The following is a 17,117-nucleotide window of genomic DNA, read 5'->3' on the forward strand; positions in this document are numbered from 1 at the left end:
TGCAAAAGTAGCAAAATCTTACAAGTAAGCGATAAATTTCGTACATTTACCGAAGTTTATGTCTCAAAAACTTGTAAAAAAATGAAGCTTTTCCTCATAGATGCCTATGCGCTGATCTACAGATCCTATTACGCCTTTATTAAAGCACCCCGCATAAATTCCAAAGGAGTAAACACATCCGCCATATTTGGCTTTGTAAATACCCTCGAAGATATATTAAAACGGGAAAGCCCAACCCATATCGCCGTAGGATTCGATCCGTCGGGCCCCACATTCCGTCACGAAGCATTCGAACAATACAAGGCCCAGCGTGAAGAATCTCCCGAAGTAATCCGGGCATCCGTTCCTGTTATCAAGCAGATTATTCAGGCGTACAATATACCCATATTGGAAGTACCACGCTACGAAGCCGACGATGTGATAGGTACTATTGCCAAGCAAGCCGAAAAAGAGGGTTTCGATGTGTACATGATGACGCCTGATAAAGACTATGGTCAGCTGGTTAGCGAGCATATCTTTATGTATCGTCCTAAATTCGGCGGCGATTACGAGATATTGGGTGTTCCGGAAGTATTACAAAAATACGAACTCACTTCCACCGAGCAGGTGATCGATCTGCTGGGTCTTATGGGAGATTCATCCGACAACATTCCAGGTTGCCCGGGTGTAGGTGAAAAAACGGCACAGAAGCTACTGGCCGAATTTGGTAGTATCGACAATCTGCTGGCAAATACGGATCACTTAAAGGGAGCCTTGAAAAAAAAGGTGGAAGAAAACAAAGAACAGATTATCTTCTCCCGTTTTCTGGCAACCATTAAAACGGATGTCCCCATACAGTTCAGTGCAGAAAGCTGTTTGCGTGAAAAAGCGGATATAGATAAATTAAGAGAAATTTACACAGATTTAGAATTCAGAGCATTTATTAACAAATTAGAAGCAGAGCCCGTAAAAGTCCAAAATCAGGGTCCGGTTCAAGGCGATCTCTTTGCGATATTTCCGACCGAGGATGCAGCTGAAGAAAAATATTCAAATCTCAGAGACATAAAAAACACGCAACACACCTACCATCTTACTGATAATCAGGATAAAATAAAAGAATTAAGCTCCTTTTTAGCAACACAGGAATTTTTTGCTTTTGACACCGAGACAGACGGTATAGATCCCCTTACAGCAAAACTGGTTGGTATGTCCTTCGCCGTAAAGGAAAAGGAGGCCTGGTATGTACCGATTCCCGAAAATTTCGATGAAGCCAAGAAAATTGTATCTCAATTTGCAGAGGCGTTGGAAAACGAGAAGATCGAGAAGATCGGTCAGAATATTAAATTCGACACGGTGGTCTTACGCAAATACCAAATCAAGGTACAGGGTCCCCTATTCGATACCATGATCGCCCATTACCTGCTGAATCCGGAATTAAGGCATAACATGGATTATTTGTCGGAGACCTACCTAAAGTACAAACCGGTTTCCATAGAGGAGCTGATTGGTGCAAAAGGGAAAAATCAATTAACGATGCGTCAGGTTCCGGTAGCTCAGGTTGCGGAATATGCAGCCGAAGATGCAGACATCACCCTGCAGCTCAAAAATTTCTTTGCTCCGGAACTGAAGAAAGCAGGACTGGAATCGCTATTCTACGATATGGAGATGCCTCTGATACATGTGTTGGAAGAAATGGAGGTTACGGGTATTGCCCTGGATACCGAAGCATTGAAGCAATCGTCGCAGGAACTTACCCAAACCTTGATCCGTCTGGAAGAGGAAATCTACGAATTGGCAGGTACAACTTTCAATATCAATTCGACCAAACAGGTAGGTGAAATTCTTTTCGATCGCCTGCAAATTATGGAAAAGGCGAAGAAGACTAAAACAGGCAACTATACCACCAACGAGGAAACGCTGGAAAAACTCCGGTCTAAGCATCCCATAATAGGGAAACTGCTCGAATACCGCGGAATAAAGAAGCTGTTAAGTACATACATCGATTCGCTACCCGAACTGATTAATCCGCAAACAGGAAAGATACATACCTCCTTCAATCAGACGGTGGCAGCAACGGGACGATTATCGTCGAGTAACCCCAACTTGCAGAATATTCCTATCCGAGACGAAATGGGTAAAGAGATCCGAAGGGCCTTTACAGCCGATAACGACCAATGCGTCTTCTTTTCGGCCGACTACTCGCAGATCGAGTTACGTATCATGGCGCATCTTAGCGAAGACCCAAACATGATCGAAGCCTTTAACAGTGGTGCGGATATTCATTCAGCAACGGCAGCCAAGATATACAATGTACCACTCGAGATGGTTACCGGCGATATGCGCAGAAAGGCGAAAACAGCCAACTTCGGCATCATTTACGGAATTTCGGTATTTGGATTGTCGGAGCGACTCAACATTCCACGCGGGGAGGCCAAAGAACTGATAGACGGTTATTTCAAAACCTATTCACGCATCAAGGCTTACATGGACGAATGCATCCATCTGGCAAAAGAGAAGGGATACGTAGAGACCATTTTCAAACGGAAACGTTACCTTCCGGATATCAATTCCGGAAATGCCATCGTAAGGGGTTATGCCGAGCGCAACGCCATCAACGCACCCATCCAGGGAAGTGCGGCCGACATAATCAAGATTGCCATGATACGGATCTACAAACGGTTTGAAGAAGAAAAGCTACGTAGTAAAATGATATTGCAGGTACATGACGAACTTAACTTCAATGTGTACAAAGAAGAGAAAGAACAGGTAAAAAAGATTGTACTGGAGGAGATGGAGGGTGCCTGCAAACTGCGGGTTCCATTAATAGCAGATTGCGGCGAAGGATACAGCTGGCTTGAAGCACATTAAGGTGCACCCGGTGTGGCATGAAAAAGAATATTTCGTATCTTTGCACCCTCAAACAGAGAAGTATATACTAAAAATCGACTAATAAATGGCATTACAATGTGGCATTGTAGGCTTACCAAACGTTGGCAAGTCTACATTATTCAACTGTTTATCGAATGCAAAAGCGCAATCGGCTAACTTTCCCTTTTGTACCATCGAGCCCAATGTGGGTGTGATTACCGTTCCGGACGAACGTCTTACCATACTTGCCGATCTGGTACATCCCCAGCGGATTGTTCCTACCACGGTGGAAATTGTAGACATAGCCGGACTGGTTAAAGGAGCCAGCAAAGGAGAGGGATTGGGAAACAAGTTTCTTGCAAACATTCGCGAAACCGACGCCATTCTGCATGTGCTGCGCTGTTTTGACGACGACAATATAACACACGTGGACGGTTCTGTAAATCCGGTACGCGATAAAGAGATTATCGACTACGAACTACAGTTGAAAGACCTAGAAACCATCGAGTCGCGCATCGCCAAGGTTCAGAAACAGGCGCAGACAGGCGGCGACAAGCAAGCCAAAATGATGTACGAAGTGCTTATAAAGTTTAAGGAAGCTTTGGAGCAGGGAAAGAGTGCACGTACGGTGACTTTCGATACAAAAGACGAACAAAAGCTGGCTAAAGAACTGTTTCTGCTTACAAGCAAACCGGTTATGTACGTCTGCAACGTAGACGAAGCAAGTGCGGTAAGCGGCAATAAGTATGTAGAACAGGTACGGGAAGCTGTGAAAGATGAGGATGCCGAAATCCTGGTGGTGGCAGCTAAAATAGAATCGGAGATTGCCGAATTTGAAACATACGACGAACGCTCCATGTTTCTGGCCGAGATCGGTCTGGAAGAATCCGGAGTAGCACGTCTGATCAAGTCGGCCTACAAATTGCTGAACCTGGAAACTTACTTTACAGTAGGTGTACAGGAAGTACGCGCCTGGACATTCTTAAAGGGCAGTAAAGCTCCGCAATGTGCCGGTGTAATTCATACAGATTTTGAAAAAGGCTTTATCCGGGCCGAAGTGATTAAATACAACGACTTTATTGCACTTAAATCGGAGGCGGCAGTGAAAGAGGCCGGCAAGATGAGTGTGGAAGGTAAGGAATATGTGGTTGCAGATGGCGACATCATGCACTTCCGTTTCAACGTATAAATAATTAAAAGCTGCTGGCAACCTCGTGCCGGCAGCTTTTTTTTTATTCCTGTTTAACTACTGGCAGAGCTTCTTTTTTATGGTTAGAAAAAGAAAGACTCAATAGCAAAATATTTAAGAATTATTCTACATTTGCATAATTAAAAATTAATTTACTACAGATGAAAATTAATACTCTGTTGAGCGTATTCGCTCCGAAAGATGTTAAATTTTTTCCTTTGCTCGACGAAGCAACATCCATCCTTGTACAATCATCCGTTTTGCTGAAAGAGCTCTTCTCTACAGAAAACCCGGAACGCAGAAATGAATTATGTCGCCTGATCAAAGCTGAAGAAGTGAAGGGTGATAAGATCACGAAACAGACTTTCAAGGCGCTAAATGATACTTTCCTTACGCCATTCGACAGGGAAGATATTCATGAGCTGGCAGATATTCTGGACGATGTAATTGATGTTATTAACCGATGCGGACAGAAGGTTCTTCTTTATTCACCACAAAAGTTAAATAAGAATTCGGCTTTGCTGGTAGATATCATCTATAAGGGATGTATCGAAGTTCAACATGCCGTAACCGAACTGCAAAACCTCAAGAAAACAGATACACAGCTACGCAGCCACTGCCGCGAGATCAAGCGGTTGGAGGAAGAAGCCGATGGTATCTACGAAACAGCCATCATGAGTCTTTTCAAGGAAGAGACAAGTTCGGTGGAACTCATTAAAATGAAAGAAATTACGCAAGAGCTTGAAAAGGCTGTGAATAAAATAAACAGTACCGGAAAGGTAATCAAGTCCATCTTAGTAAAATACGCCTGATAAATCAAAATACATATGACGCTACTCATTATTGTAATAGTTCTGGGAATTATATTTGATTTTATCAACGGTTTTCACGATGCAGCCAACTCCATTGCCACCATTGTTACTACCCGCGTGCTTACCCCTTTTCAGGCAGTGCTCTGGGCGGCAGCGTTTAACTTTCTTGCCTTCTTTGTAGCCAAGTATATCATTGGCGAATTTGGAATTGCAGATACTGTGGCGAAGACGGTTATACGGGAATATATTACGCTTCCCATCATCCTTTCCGGCCTTATAGCTGCTATCAGCTGGAATTTACTTACCTGGAGACTGGGTATCCCCTCCTCTTCTTCCCATACACTGATCGGTGGATTTGCGGGTGCAGCCATCGCCGGTGCCGGATTTCAGGCTATCCACGGAGCAACCATCATCAAAATTGCCTCTTTCATCGTATTGGCACCGCTGATTGGTATGGTTATCTCTTCAATAATAACCATCGGTGTTCTCTGGTTATTTAAAAACGTGAACAACCGCAAGGCCGAAACGACCTTTAAGCGTCTGCAATTGGTATCCTCCGGGCTGTTTAGCCTCGGACACGGGATGAACGATTCGCAGAAAGTGATGGGTATCATTGCCACGGCTATGATTGCCGCAGGACATATCGACTCGGTAAACACCATGCCCGACTGGGTTCCATTAACCTGTTTCGCCGCCATCGGTATCGGAACCATGGCTGGGGGCTGGCGTATTGTTAAGACAATGGGGACCAAGATTACGAAAGTAACCTCGCTGGAAGGTGTTTGTGCCGAAACAGCCGGTGCCACCACCCTGTTTATCACCGAGATTCTTAAGATACCGGTAAGTACCACCCATACCATTACCGGAGCAATCATGGGGGTTGGAGCCGTAAAGAGACTATCGGCGGTACGTTGGGGAGTTACCATCAACCTGCTATGGGCCTGGATTCTTACCATCCCCGTTAGTGCGGCTCTTGCGGCAGTAATCTATTTACTGATCACTCTTCTGGGAATAAAGTAACCCCGGTAACCGGACAACCTTCATGCAACTAATCTATAGGCGGAGATACACCCTGATGGTCGTATCTCCGCTTTTCAATTTAAATTAATCCGGAGCCGAAAGTTGACATATCACTGAAAATAAAGTAATATTGCAGTACGATGGAATACATTTACCTGATAGCTGCGTTCAACGCATTCTTCTTTACCGTATTGATCTGGCAAAAGAAACCGAGGGCTTTTCGCGATAAGATACTGGTATGCTGGCTCCTGTACCTGGGGGCCTATACAGGATGCTATGCCTTCTTTTCATCCACACTCTTTACGCTTCATCCTATTTTAGCTGCGGCATTCATTTCTCTGTTTCTGCTGCATGGGCCTTTTATGTATTTGTATGCCTCGGCCCTGGTTACAGAAAAGAGCCGGCTTACCAGAAAAGAATTGCTTCATTTCGTTCCATTTCTGATTTTCAATACCTACCTGGCAATTGCATCCCAGATTCCATCCCTGGTTAAGGGGGTGAATATGATGTATGTAGATAATCAGACCGACCCATCGGCATTCCTTCTGTTTTTCCTCACCATTACGGCTCTGTCGGGTCCCGTATACTTTCTGCAGACCATTATGCTGCTACGCAAGCACAACGTCAATATATTCAATAACTTCTCCAACACCGAAGAGATAGACCTCTATTGGCTTAGAAAACTTGTGTTGATATTCGGTATTGTCTGGTCGGCTTTGCTTGTCGTAGTAATAATTCATCATGGGTTCTATCTGTTTTCATCTACGTTTTGCACCAACGGACTCTTTCTGTTGTTATCCATATTCATTATTCTGATCGGTTACTTCGGATTAAAGCAGCGAACCATCTTTGCACAGACGATGCCGCCCACGCTACCGGAAACAGCAGAGCAGACAGTTAAATATGCCGGTTCATCCCTTAAACAGGAGGAGGCCGAAGCTTTTGCCGAAAAAATCAGATTATTTATGCAGTCGGATAAGCCCTTCTTAAATCCGGATCTCACGCTGGGAGAGCTTTCGGATGCATTGGCGATACCGGCCCATCACCTTTCGCAGGTCATTAATGAGGTATTCGGACTAAATTTCTTCAACTTCGTAAACAGATACAGGGTGGACGAGGTAAAACAAAAGATCCTCAATCCCAAATACGACAATTACTCGGTACTGGGCATTGCTCTGGAATGCGGATTCAACTCGAAGACTGCCTTCAATCGTATATTCAAGCATATGACGGGCTTAACACCTACCGAATATAAAAAAACACATAATTCACAACGTATCAGTCTGTAAACCGGCACCAATAAGGCAGCCCAAACAGGTCCCACTTTAGCAAGTGGGGCGATGGGGACATGCCGTTCTACTACTTTTGTCTCATATACATTTTAAAACGATACAAGTATGAGAACAAAAAGAAAATCCTCCGTTTTAGAGAATCAAACCAAAAGATTCATTCAATTAATGCCTTCCAGAGTAAGAACGTTCCTTGTAACGGCTGTGCTATCCATGCTCGTGATATCCCCTGCCTTTGCCCATTGCGATTCGTACGACGGTCCGGTTGTTAAAGACGCACTGCAGGCCCTCGAAACAAACAACGTAGCGTTGGTTTATAAATGGATCAGCACGGAACAGGAAGCCGAAATATCCGCCTTGTTCACTAAAACCTATAACCTGAAAAAGGGAGATAAGGAGATCTACAGTCTGGTTGAGAAGCATTTTCTTGAAACCTTGATCCGACTGCACCGGCAGACTGAAGGTTTTGGTTTCGACGGAATCAAAGCGGCCGGTACTACGAAACCCATCGTTCAGCTGAGCGACAAAGCCATTGAAACCGGAAATATAGAAAACCTGATCAACCAATTGAACGGTCACATCGCAAAGGTTGTAGAAGATAAATACAACTCAGTGAAAGAGCTGGAAAAGGTAAAAAATGAATCTCCGGAAAAGGGGCGCGACTATGTAAAAGCCTACGTGATGTATACCCACTCGCTGGAAGCGATCCACGACATAGTCGAAAAGGTGGCTTCCGGTCATGCCGAACACGGACACTGATCTTCCCGGGTATGACTGTTTTGCACAGAAAAGGGATAACTTGAAAATAGGCAGGTTATCCCTTATTTATATTTCTTTTTTTGTATGTTTGTGTAAATTCTTAAATTCTTGTGCTTTATGAAACAAATGCTTTGTGCCATGGCTTGTTCGCTTGTTATAGGGACTGTAAGTGCCCAGCAAAAGGTTACCAGCATCCTCGAAATACTGGATGTTCAAAGCGGCAACCGTACGGTAGTGAAGGAATTTCCCTATCTGATCGAGGCGCCCAACTGGACGGTAGACGGGGCATGGCTTATTTACAACAGCGGCGGTAAACTGTACCGCCTGTCTCCCCAGAACCCCGGCGAGCCCGAAGTTATCCCCACCGGATTTGCCACACGTTGCAATAACGACCATGTATTGTCGGCCGACGGCAAAGGAATTGCAATCAGTCACGGAACCAGAGAAGACGGCAGATCCCGCATCTATACCTTGCCGATCGAAGGAGGAACACCCCGTCTTGTCACCCCGATGGGACCGAGCTACCTCCACGGCTGGTCGCCCGACGGGAAACAGCTTGCCTATTGTGCCGAGCGGAATGGTAATTACGATGTGTATGTAATACCGGCCGAAGGAGGCGAAGAGGTACGGCTTACAACAGCCGAGGGACTGGACGACGGGCCCGAATATTCGCCTTGCGGAAACTACATCTGGTTTAATTCGGTACGAAGCGGACTCATGCAGGTGTGGCGTATGAAAGCCGACGGAAGCGAGCAGACACAGCTTACGTTCGATGATACGCGCAACGCCTGGTTCCCTCATATATCGCCCGATGGCAAGCAGGTGGTTTATATAGCCTACTATAAAGGCGACCTGAAACCGAATGAGCACCTGGCCAATAAGAATGTTGAACTCCGGATCATGCCTGTCGGGGGTGGCGAAACCCGTATGCTGGCAAAGCTTTTTGGCGGACAAGGAACCATCAATGTCAATTCATGGTCGCCGGACAGTAAGAAGATTGCCTTTGTAAGCTATAGATTGAAGTAGGGGACTCCCCTACTTCGTTTTTCTTTCAAACCGGGCGGTCTCCATCCGCTTCATCAACCTGGGCGAAGGGATAAAGTTTACGTTTTTCACATAAATGGATGCCGACCGTATCTCATCGGGATTGGTCACCGCCTTATCGGTGGCTGCGGATACGGAAAAGGTACCGAACTCGTCTAATGTTACGCTGTTTCCATCCAGCAGCTCCAATATAATCTGCTCTCTTACCAGCTCGATTGCCAGCTTAAGCTCTGTTTTACGGATGTGTGAGCCTCCTGCCAGTCGGGAGACCAGCTTGCCTATTGTGATGTTCATTTTCCTGTATACTCTGGGTATTAATCCTTTACGTGTAGATGTTGCAAGATTTCGGGAACACTCCTCCATAAGATAGTTGATAGCCATAGATTTAATAGTTAATTATATATTACTTTACCTGCCGTTAAGGTTACCTCAAACAGGCATTTATTTGTAAAGATAAGGCAAATATTTAACATTCTGAAATAGAAAATTCATGCAGCATCTGCGATAAAAACTGCATCTTAGTTTGTATATTTAAGTCGGATTTCGTAGAAAACCATATAAACCAATGCCATATGAATACAATAAAGCTATTGATTAAATTGGCCTCCTTCTTCCCGGTACAGGGATATGTGAGAACGGCCAATCTGCAGAGAGAGCCGGAGGCATGCATCGTACAGGAACTACCCCTAATGCATGTGAAAGGAGACCTGAATGCCGGCGAGAAAAAGGTGATACGTTCAAGAAAGGAGCTGGAGTGGCTGTTTACCGCCGAAGAGCTTGAATCGCTCTCCCAACTAAAAGACATCGACTTTTCCAAATACAGCCTCCTTATCGGAGTCGATACCTATTTTAGTCAGGTCAAGGAGATTCAGCACCGCTTTGTACGTACAGCCAAAAAGACCTATGCCTACATCGTGGAAGTGGCCGGAGGTATGATCCGTCCGGATACCTTCATGTACGGTTCCATTGTAAAGAAACTCCCCAAAGGGGCAAAGGTTACCTTCCGGATGGACGAGATGAACACCCTCTGACCTATCCGTATCATCCCTCCCGAAAGTATGTATATCCTTCCTGCGGTTTATGTTATAAGTAAGCCGAAGGAAGGATATGTTTTAACCCCGTTTCCGCTTGTTTTAAGCATAAAAGTTATCACATTGCACCAACGGGCCCATGGGGACAAATAAACGGGCCCATGGGCGCGATTTAACGTCTCCATGGGCCCGCTGGGGTATTATGCCTTATCTGGAACTTAGTTCCTGCTTATCCGTGCCTTACGGTTCATTTCTTTCCCAATAAGAATCCTATCTTTATTCCGGCAGTAAGCGAAAGCGGCGTATCGTTATCAGCTCCTAAAAATCCGTAATGCCAGGATTCATTCTGTGGATTATGACCGAACCCGTAGCCTACACCGGCAAACAGATCCACCAGAAACAGATCATTGAAGACCCATTGCTTGCCACCTACCAGCATCACAGAGAACATGGTGGTTGCGGTCTTATCCTTAACCATTCTATAGGTATCAGTGCTTCCGATATAATCGACACGATAGAATTCGGATGTATAATGCAAGAAGGTTACTTCGGGCTTGATATACGATCCTTTCAGGATATGGGCGTACCGCTGACGGCGGTCGTACCAGTCGGGAGAGGTTATAAACTTATATCCGAACTTGGCAACGGCTCCAAAAGGATTCACATCATCAACATCTCTGCCGGCACCGATAATTCCCAGACCGAACTCCATGGACTGTCCCGGCTTCACGCTGTGTTCGTACGAAAGAAGAGTAGCTCCCATCAAGGGAGACATCAAGCTTAGTTTGATGGCATTCTTACGCTGTGTCTCGTAATTCTCTTTGCCAAACATGGAATCGGCAAAGGTCATCTCCTTGCCATTGCCAAATACAATACGGGTAATCTTATTTTTGTCGACTGTAAAGGTGAGATCCTGCGAATAGGTATCGGCCTTATACTTGACAAGCTCCTCTCCTATCTCGACAATTTTGCAAGGGATGGTGTCCGACGGGTTAATTCTGTAAATCACATCTTGAGCCAAAAGAGCTCCTGAGCCTGCAAGGGCAAGTAAAGCCGATGCCATGAATCGGGCAATTGTCTTCATTTTTCCTGGTTTTTTAGAACAGGACACATTCGTGCATGTCCACTGTTAATTAAGAAGGGGCAAAGTAAGCACATTCATTTAATTATACCTACAGGAAAAGTGTTAAATACTAATAAATATCGCATGAACACCCCCTGACGCAGGCAATTCCGGTTATTTCCCTTTAATGATTCGCTTGATCTCGCTCAGTTTATTGAGGGCCTCCAGCGGAGTGAGGTTGTTTACATCGATATTCTGTATCTCGTCGCGCACCTGCGAAAGCACGGGATCGTCCAGCTGGAAGAAACTTAGCTGATAACCTTCGGCCTTGGCCGCAATTCCTTTAACCGGCTTGGAAACAACGCCTCCCTGACGGTTTTCGGTCTCCAGTTGTTTCAGAATCTCTCCGGAACGTTTCACGATACTTTTGGGCATACCGGCCATCTTCGCCACATGGATACCGAAGCTGTGTTCGCTGCCTCCGGGCACCAGCTTACGCAGGAAAATCACCTTGTTTCCCAGCTCCTTCACAGACACGTTGTAGTTTTTAATGCGGTGGAAGGTACGCTCCATCTCATTCAGCTCGTGATAATGGGTGGCAAAGAGGGTCTTGGCCCTGGCATTGGGGTGCTCGTGGATGTACTCCACAATCGCCCAGGCGATGGAGATACCGTCGTAGGTGCTGGTTCCCCTTCCTAGCTCGTCGAACAGTACCAGACTCTTGGGCGATAGGTTGTTCAGGATATCGGCCGCCTCATTCATTTCCACCATGAAGGTAGATTCGCCCACGGAGATATTATCCGAAGCTCCTACACGGGTGAAGATCTTATCCACCAGTCCGATGCGGGCGCTCTCGGCCGGAACGAATGATCCGATCTGAGCCATCAGGGTGATGAGGGCGGTCTGACGGAGCAAAGCCGACTTACCCGCCATATTGGGACCGGTAATCATGATCACCTGCTGGTGCTCGTCGTCCAGATACACATCGTTTGCAATGTAGGTCTCACCCAGCGGAAGCTGTTTTTCGATTACAGGGTGCCGGCCCGCCTTTATGTCTATCACATCCGTATCATTCACCTCCGGACGCATGTACCGGTTGCTCTCGGCAGCCTTGGCAAAAGAGAGGAGGCAGTCTATCCGGCCAATCAGGTTGGCGTTGCTCTGGATAGGCGGAATGTACTCCATCAGGCAAAGTACCAGTTCATTGAAGAGGCGGGTTTCCAGGGAAAGGATCTTTTCCTCGGCTCCCAATATCTTTTCTTCGTACTCTTTCAGCTCCTGGGTGATGTACCGTTCGGCGTTGACCAGGGTCTGTTTACGGATCCATCCGGCCGGGACTTTGTCTTTATGCGTATTGCGCACCTCGATGTAGTACCCAAACACGTTATTAAATGCTATTTTAAGGCTTGTTATGCCTGTATTTTCTATTTCGCGCTGCTGAACCCGCAGCAGGTAATCTTTCCCCGAAAATGCCAGGTTTCTCAGCTCATCCAGCTCTTCGTTCACGCCGGTGCGTATCACTCCGCCGCGGTTGATCTGTGAAGGGGCATCGGGGTTGATCTCCTTTTCGATCCGTTCGCTTATGATGGTACAGGCGTTGAGCTGTTCGCCGATGCGTCGCAGACTGGCATCCTCGCTTTCCATGCAGGCCTTCTTGATGGGCTCGATGGCTTTAAGGGCTACCTTGAGCTGTATCACCTCGCGGGGCGATACCCGTCCCACGGCAACTTTGGAGATAATACGCTCCAGGTCTCCTATCAGGTTGAGCTGCTCGTCGAACAACAGCTTGATATCCGGATGTCTGAAAAAGTATTCCACCACATTCTGGCGTTCCTCGATGGGCTTAACATCCTTCAGCGGAAACACAATCCATCGTCTTAGCATACGCGATCCCATGGGCGATACCGTTTTGTCCAGTACCTGAAGCAGGCTGCATCCTTCGTCGTTCATGGTTCCCACCAGTTCGAGACTGCGTACCGTAAACTTATCCAGACGTACGTAGCGGTCTTCTTCAATACGCGCCAGCGATGTGATATGCGACAGTTGGGTATGCTGCGTAATATCCAGGTATTGAAAAATGGCTCCGGCGGCTATCACCCCCAGCTTGAGGTGTTGTACTCCGAAGCCTTTCAGGTTGTTGGTCTCGAAATGTTTCGTGAGCCGGTCGTTGGCCGCATCGGAGGTGAATACCCAGTCTTCGAGTTCGAATACAAAGTAACGGGGACCAAAACACTCTTCAAACCGTTTGCGGTTGGTGCGTTCGATCAGCACCTCCTTGGGTGAAAAGTTGTTGAGCAGCTTATCGATATAGTCGACCGTCCCTTCCGCCGTAAGGAATTCGCCGGTGGATATATCCAGGAAAGAGATACCACAGGCCTCTTTGGCAAAATGGACCGAGGCCAGGAAGTTATTCTCTTTATGATTCAGTATATTGTCGTTGATGGATACACCCGGCGTAACCAGTTCGGTTATCCCTCTTTTAACCAGCTTCTTGGTTAGTTTGGGATCTTCCAGCTGGTCGCAGATGGCCACCCGCTTACCGGCTCTTACCAGTTTGGGCAGGTAGGTGTCCAGGGCATGGTGAGGGAATCCGGCCAGTTCTACAAACTGAGCGGCTCCGTTGGCCCGGCGTGTCAGGGTAATCCCGAGAATCTCTGCCGCAGCAATGGCATCATCCGAAAAGGTTTCATAAAAGTCGCCCACCCGGAACAACAGAATTGCATCCGGATGTTTTGCCTTAATCTCAAAATATTGTTTCATCAGAGGGGTTTCAACCACTTGCTTTGCCACGGGATATCTCTTTTAAATGTTCTTATGTAAATGACAAAGATAGGGTTTCTTACCGAAAATGGATACAACCTCTTTTAAAAAAGGATGCACCCTTTGGCTAAAAAAGGTGCATCCTGTATGATATGTACTTCCCGCATGCCGGTTCTACCGTCTCAATATGCGTGGTCCGGTATAGGGTCCTGCAGGTTATTCCATGTACTTCTTCGAATCCGCCAGGAAGGTAGCCAGTCCGCTGTCGGTCAACGGATGCTTCAGCAATCCCACGATGGCACTCAACGGACAGGTCGCCACATGGGCACCCACCTCTATGCACTGTATAATATGCTGGGTGTGGCGGATGGAAGCGGCCAGCACCTGGGTGTCGAAGCCGTAAATGGAGTACATCTCCACAATTTTACGTACCAGGTCTATTCCATCACTGGATATATCGTCCAACCGGCCTACAAAGGGAGATACATAGGTTGCACCGGCTTTGGCGGCCAGCAAAGCCTGACCGGGCGAGAATACAAGTGTGCAGTTGGTACGGATGCCCTTGCCATACAGGTAACGGATGGCTTTAATGCCTTCGGCAATACAGGGTATCTTTACCACAATATTGGGATGCAGTGAAGCCAGCTCCTTTCCTTCCTTCACCATGCCTTCAAAATCAGTTGCAAGTACCTCGGCACTCACATCGCCGTTCACGATTTCGCAAATCTCCAGGTAGTGTTGTTTACACCCTTCAGCACCTTTTATACCCTCTTTGGCCATTAACGAGGGGTTGGTGGTTACGCCATCCAGTACGCCTAAAGCATTAGCCTCGCGTATCTGGGCTAAGTTAGCTGTGTCAAGAAAGAACTTCATAGCATATAATTTAAAGTGATTGAAACAAAGATAGATAAGTTTTGAAAGATTGATAGTTAAAAATGAAAAAAAGCCGGTAAGGTTGAATCCCTTACCGGCCTACACACACACTTACATTAGTCCTGGTTAATCAGATAAATCTAAATTCAGAATAAAAATTTCTTATTCCACAACGAAAGAACCTTTCAATGCCGCACGGCTGTCGCCTCCTACCCACAGGTTGAAATCACCGGCCTCAACAACCTTCTTCATATCAATGTTCCAGAAGGCGAGCTCCTCTATCGGCAGACTGAAGCTTACACTACGGCTTTCGCCCGACTTCAAACCGATGCGTTCGAAGCGCTTCAGCTCCTTTACCGGACGCGTTACTGAACCGAAACGGTCCTGAACATACAGCTGCGCTACCTCCGTTGCATCGTATTTGCCCGTATTGGTCAGATCGAAGCTTACCGTAAGTACGTCTCCCTCCTTCAGTTTCTCTGAAGAAAGCTTCAGGTTGTCGTATTTGAATGTGCTGTAAGACAAGCCGTAACCAAAGGGATAGAGCGGATCGTTACCCGCATCCAGATAGAACGAGGTATTACCCAGCGAGGTCTGTCCCGCTTCCGCAGGGATATCCTGCAACATCGTCTCCGTACCCTGGAAAGGACGGCCCGTGCTGTTGTGACTGTAATACAAGGGAATCTGACCTACCTCTTTCGGGAAGGTCACTGGCAGTTTGCCGCTGGGCACTGACTTGCCGAAGAGCAGGTCCGCCAGGGCCGGGCCGCCCATCGTGCCCGGATGGAAGCTGTAAAGCAAGGCATCGGACAAGGCTGCCTCTTTGCCGATAGTTAGCGGTCGGCCCGCCATTACGATCGTAACCAGAGGTTTGCCCGTATTGGCTACCGCCTCGATCAAAGCGCTCTGCGCGCCCTGCAGGTTCAGATTGGCCAGACAGTGGGCCTCGCCGGACAGGATGGATTCCTCTCCTACAAAAGCCAACACCACATCTGCCGATGATGCGGCACGTACCGCTGCGGCGATACCGCCCGTATTCGTATCCCGGCTGTAGCTTACGCCAGGGGCATACACGATCTTGATCTTATCGCCATAGGCTGATTCCAATGCCTTCAGGGGCGTTTGGGTATAGTTCTTGTCCCCGTCGAACACCCACGTACCCATCTGGTCGTGCGGTGCATCCGCCATCGGTCCGATTACGGCGATGGTCTTTACGGATTCTCCCAGAGGTAATACCGAGCCTTCGTTCTTTAGAAGTACGGCCGACTCGATGGCGGCCTCCTTTGCGGCTTCCAGGTGTGAAGCTGCGTAAAGCACCTCTCCCTTGCTCTCATCCACATACGGATTCTCAAACAACCCGAGACGGAACTTCACACGCAGGATGTTACGTACTGCGTTGTCGATCGTCTCCTCCTTCACCTTGCCTTCCGAGATCAGCTCCTTCAGGTGATTCACATAATGGTAGCTTACCATCTCCATGTCGACGCCCGCATTCACAGCCTTCAGCGCCGCTTCCTTACCGTCGGCACAGAAGCCGTGGGCGATCATCTCCCCTACCGAAGCCCAGTCGGATACCACAAAGCCGTCGAAACCCCACTCCTTGCGCAGTACATCCTTCAGGATATAACCGTTGCCCGAGGCAGGGATGCCGTCGTTGTCGTTAAAGGAGGTCATATAGGTAGCTGCTCCGGCTTTGGCTGCCGCCTCGAAAGAGGGCAGGTACACATTGCGAAGCAACCGTTCCGGAATATGGGTGGAGTTATAGTCGCGGCCACCTTCTGCTGCCCCGTAGCCCACAAAGTGCTTCGGACAAGCGGCGATGGAGGAGGGATTATTCAGCGAATCTCCCTGGAATCCCTTCACCATGGCGGCACCCAATACCGAGGTCAGGTAGGTATCTTCACCCAGACTCTCCGCAATGCGGCCCCAGCGGGGATCGCGGGAGATATCCACCATCGGTGCGAAAGTCCACCGCACCCCTACCGAAGAGGCTTCGATGGCGGCGATGCGCGCTCCCTTCTCAATCAAATCCGGATTGAACGAAGCCGCCTGTCCCAGCGGAATAGGGAAAATCGTCTTGAATCCATGGATCACATCACGGCCCACAATCAGCGGAATGCCCAGGCGCGACTGCTCCACTGCCGTACGTTGGTAGGCATTGATGGTCTGCGGATCGGCCACATTAAGGATCGAACCCACTTCACCCTTCTTGATCAGCTCGGCGATTGCTTTAGGATCATCCCAGGGGCTGATCTGATTCATCTGGCCGATCTTCTCTTCCAGCGTCATCTGGGAAAGCAAGGCCTCCACCCTCTTCTCCACATCGTTGCTTTTTACCGAAGTGGAGCTTTGGCATGAAACCAATATGGCCGATGATATGGCAATCAGTACGTTCAATTTCATACTTGCTCGTTTCATCTGTACATTCTT

13 protein-coding genes are annotated in these 17,117 nt (G+C 47.5%); 8 read left to right on the forward strand and 5 right to left on the reverse strand.

Annotated features, from left to right (window positions below; all coding sequences use genetic code 11):
* Positions 1-81 precede the first annotated feature (81 nt).
* The 7 genes from polA (at position 82) to F5613_RS11905 (ending at position 8,942) form a co-directional block, all read left to right on the forward strand.
* Positions 82-2,847, forward strand: a complete 2,766-nt coding sequence (gene polA, locus F5613_RS11875) for a DNA polymerase I (RefSeq protein ID WP_179399907.1) — start codon at positions 82-84, stop codon at positions 2,845-2,847.
* Positions 2,848-2,932: 85 nt separating this feature from the next.
* Positions 2,933-4,036, forward strand: coding sequence for a redox-regulated ATPase YchF (ychF, locus tag F5613_RS11880; RefSeq protein ID WP_179399908.1), 1,104 nt, complete (start codon positions 2,933-2,935; stop codon positions 4,034-4,036).
* A gap of 161 nt (positions 4,037-4,197) precedes the next feature.
* Positions 4,198-4,848 (forward strand): DUF47 domain-containing protein, encoded by a 651-nt coding sequence (locus F5613_RS11885; protein ID WP_179399909.1) that lies wholly within the window; start codon positions 4,198-4,200, stop codon positions 4,846-4,848.
* Positions 4,849-4,863: 15 nt separating this feature from the next.
* The gene (locus F5613_RS11890; protein ID WP_079682292.1) at positions 4,864-5,868 is read left to right on the forward strand and encodes an inorganic phosphate transporter; all 1,005 of its coding nucleotides are present in this window, start codon (positions 4,864-4,866) and stop codon (positions 5,866-5,868) included.
* A 140-nt stretch (positions 5,869-6,008) separates the two neighbouring features.
* Positions 6,009-7,157: a helix-turn-helix domain-containing protein gene (locus F5613_RS11895; protein ID WP_179399910.1), complete on the forward strand. Its 1,149-nt coding sequence runs from the start codon at positions 6,009-6,011 to the stop codon at positions 7,155-7,157.
* Positions 7,158-7,265: 108 nt separating this feature from the next.
* Entirely contained in the window at positions 7,266-7,916 is a 651-nt protein-coding gene (locus F5613_RS11900; RefSeq protein ID WP_218858921.1) for a DUF6448 family protein, read from the forward strand.
* Between the two features lie 126 nt (positions 7,917-8,042).
* Entirely contained in the window at positions 8,043-8,942 is a 900-nt protein-coding gene (locus F5613_RS11905; RefSeq protein WP_179400033.1) for a TolB family protein, read from the forward strand.
* Between the two features lie 9 nt (positions 8,943-8,951).
* On the opposite strand, the gene F5613_RS11910 is transcribed toward F5613_RS11905, so the two are convergent.
* Entirely contained in the window at positions 8,952-9,341 is a 390-nt protein-coding gene (locus F5613_RS11910; protein WP_079682288.1) for an HU family DNA-binding protein, read from the reverse strand.
* Between the two features lie 191 nt (positions 9,342-9,532).
* On the opposite strand from F5613_RS11910, the gene F5613_RS11915 reads away from it, so the two are divergent.
* Positions 9,533-9,991 (forward strand): hypothetical protein, encoded by a 459-nt coding sequence (locus tag F5613_RS11915; protein WP_068181229.1) that lies wholly within the window; start codon positions 9,533-9,535, stop codon positions 9,989-9,991.
* A gap of 247 nt (positions 9,992-10,238) precedes the next feature.
* Here the strand turns inward: F5613_RS11915 and F5613_RS11920 are convergent, their stop codons facing one another.
* From F5613_RS11920 to bglX, 4 genes are all read right to left on the reverse strand, one after another.
* Positions 10,239-11,075, reverse strand: coding sequence for a hypothetical protein (locus tag F5613_RS11920; RefSeq protein ID WP_179399911.1), 837 nt, complete (start codon positions 11,073-11,075; stop codon positions 10,239-10,241).
* Between the two features lie 153 nt (positions 11,076-11,228).
* On the reverse strand, positions 11,229-13,814 hold the full coding sequence (mutS, locus tag F5613_RS11925) for a DNA mismatch repair protein MutS (RefSeq protein ID WP_179399912.1): 2,586 nt from the start codon (positions 13,812-13,814) through the stop codon (positions 11,229-11,231).
* Positions 13,815-14,030: 216 nt separating this feature from the next.
* A complete protein-coding gene (gene fsa / locus F5613_RS11930; RefSeq protein ID WP_179399913.1) occupies positions 14,031-14,687 on the reverse strand; it encodes a fructose-6-phosphate aldolase in 657 nt (218 codons plus the stop codon).
* 162 nt (positions 14,688-14,849) lie between these two features.
* On the reverse strand, positions 14,850-17,090 hold the full coding sequence (gene bglX / locus F5613_RS11935; protein WP_179400034.1) for a beta-glucosidase BglX: 2,241 nt from the start codon (positions 17,088-17,090) through the stop codon (positions 14,850-14,852).
* Between the last annotated feature and the right edge of the window lie 27 nt (positions 17,091-17,117).

This window comes from Macellibacteroides fermentans (assembly GCF_013409575.1).
Classification (GTDB): domain Bacteria; phylum Bacteroidota; class Bacteroidia; order Bacteroidales; family Tannerellaceae; genus Macellibacteroides; species Macellibacteroides fermentans.

Coding starts and splice junctions, on each gene's coding strand:
- F5613_RS11890 (WP_079682292.1), top strand. CDS start 4,864: ATGACGCTACTCATTATTGTAATAGTTCTGGGAATTATATTTGATTTT.
- ychF (WP_179399908.1), top strand. CDS start 2,933: ATGGCATTACAATGTGGCATTGTAGGCTTACCAAACGTTGGCAAGTCT.
- F5613_RS11910 (WP_079682288.1), bottom strand. CDS start 9,341: ATGGCTATCAACTATCTTATGGAGGAGTGTTCCCGAAATCTTGCAACA.
- fsa (WP_179399913.1), bottom strand. CDS start 14,687: ATGAAGTTCTTTCTTGACACAGCTAACTTAGCCCAGATACGCGAGGCT.
- mutS (WP_179399912.1), bottom strand. CDS start 13,814: ATGAAACAATATTTTGAGATTAAGGCAAAACATCCGGATGCAATTCTG.
- F5613_RS11885 (WP_179399909.1), top strand. CDS start 4,198: ATGAAAATTAATACTCTGTTGAGCGTATTCGCTCCGAAAGATGTTAAA.
- F5613_RS11920 (WP_179399911.1), bottom strand. CDS start 11,075: ATGAAGACAATTGCCCGATTCATGGCATCGGCTTTACTTGCCCTTGCA.
- F5613_RS11905 (WP_179400033.1), top strand. CDS start 8,043: ATGCTTTGTGCCATGGCTTGTTCGCTTGTTATAGGGACTGTAAGTGCC.
- F5613_RS11900 (WP_218858921.1), top strand. CDS start 7,266: ATGAGAACAAAAAGAAAATCCTCCGTTTTAGAGAATCAAACCAAAAGA.
- F5613_RS11915 (WP_068181229.1), top strand. CDS start 9,533: ATGAATACAATAAAGCTATTGATTAAATTGGCCTCCTTCTTCCCGGTA.
- polA (WP_179399907.1), top strand. CDS start 82: ATGAAGCTTTTCCTCATAGATGCCTATGCGCTGATCTACAGATCCTAT.
- F5613_RS11895 (WP_179399910.1), top strand. CDS start 6,009: ATGGAATACATTTACCTGATAGCTGCGTTCAACGCATTCTTCTTTACC.
- bglX (WP_179400034.1), bottom strand. CDS start 17,090: ATGAAATTGAACGTACTGATTGCCATATCATCGGCCATATTGGTTTCA.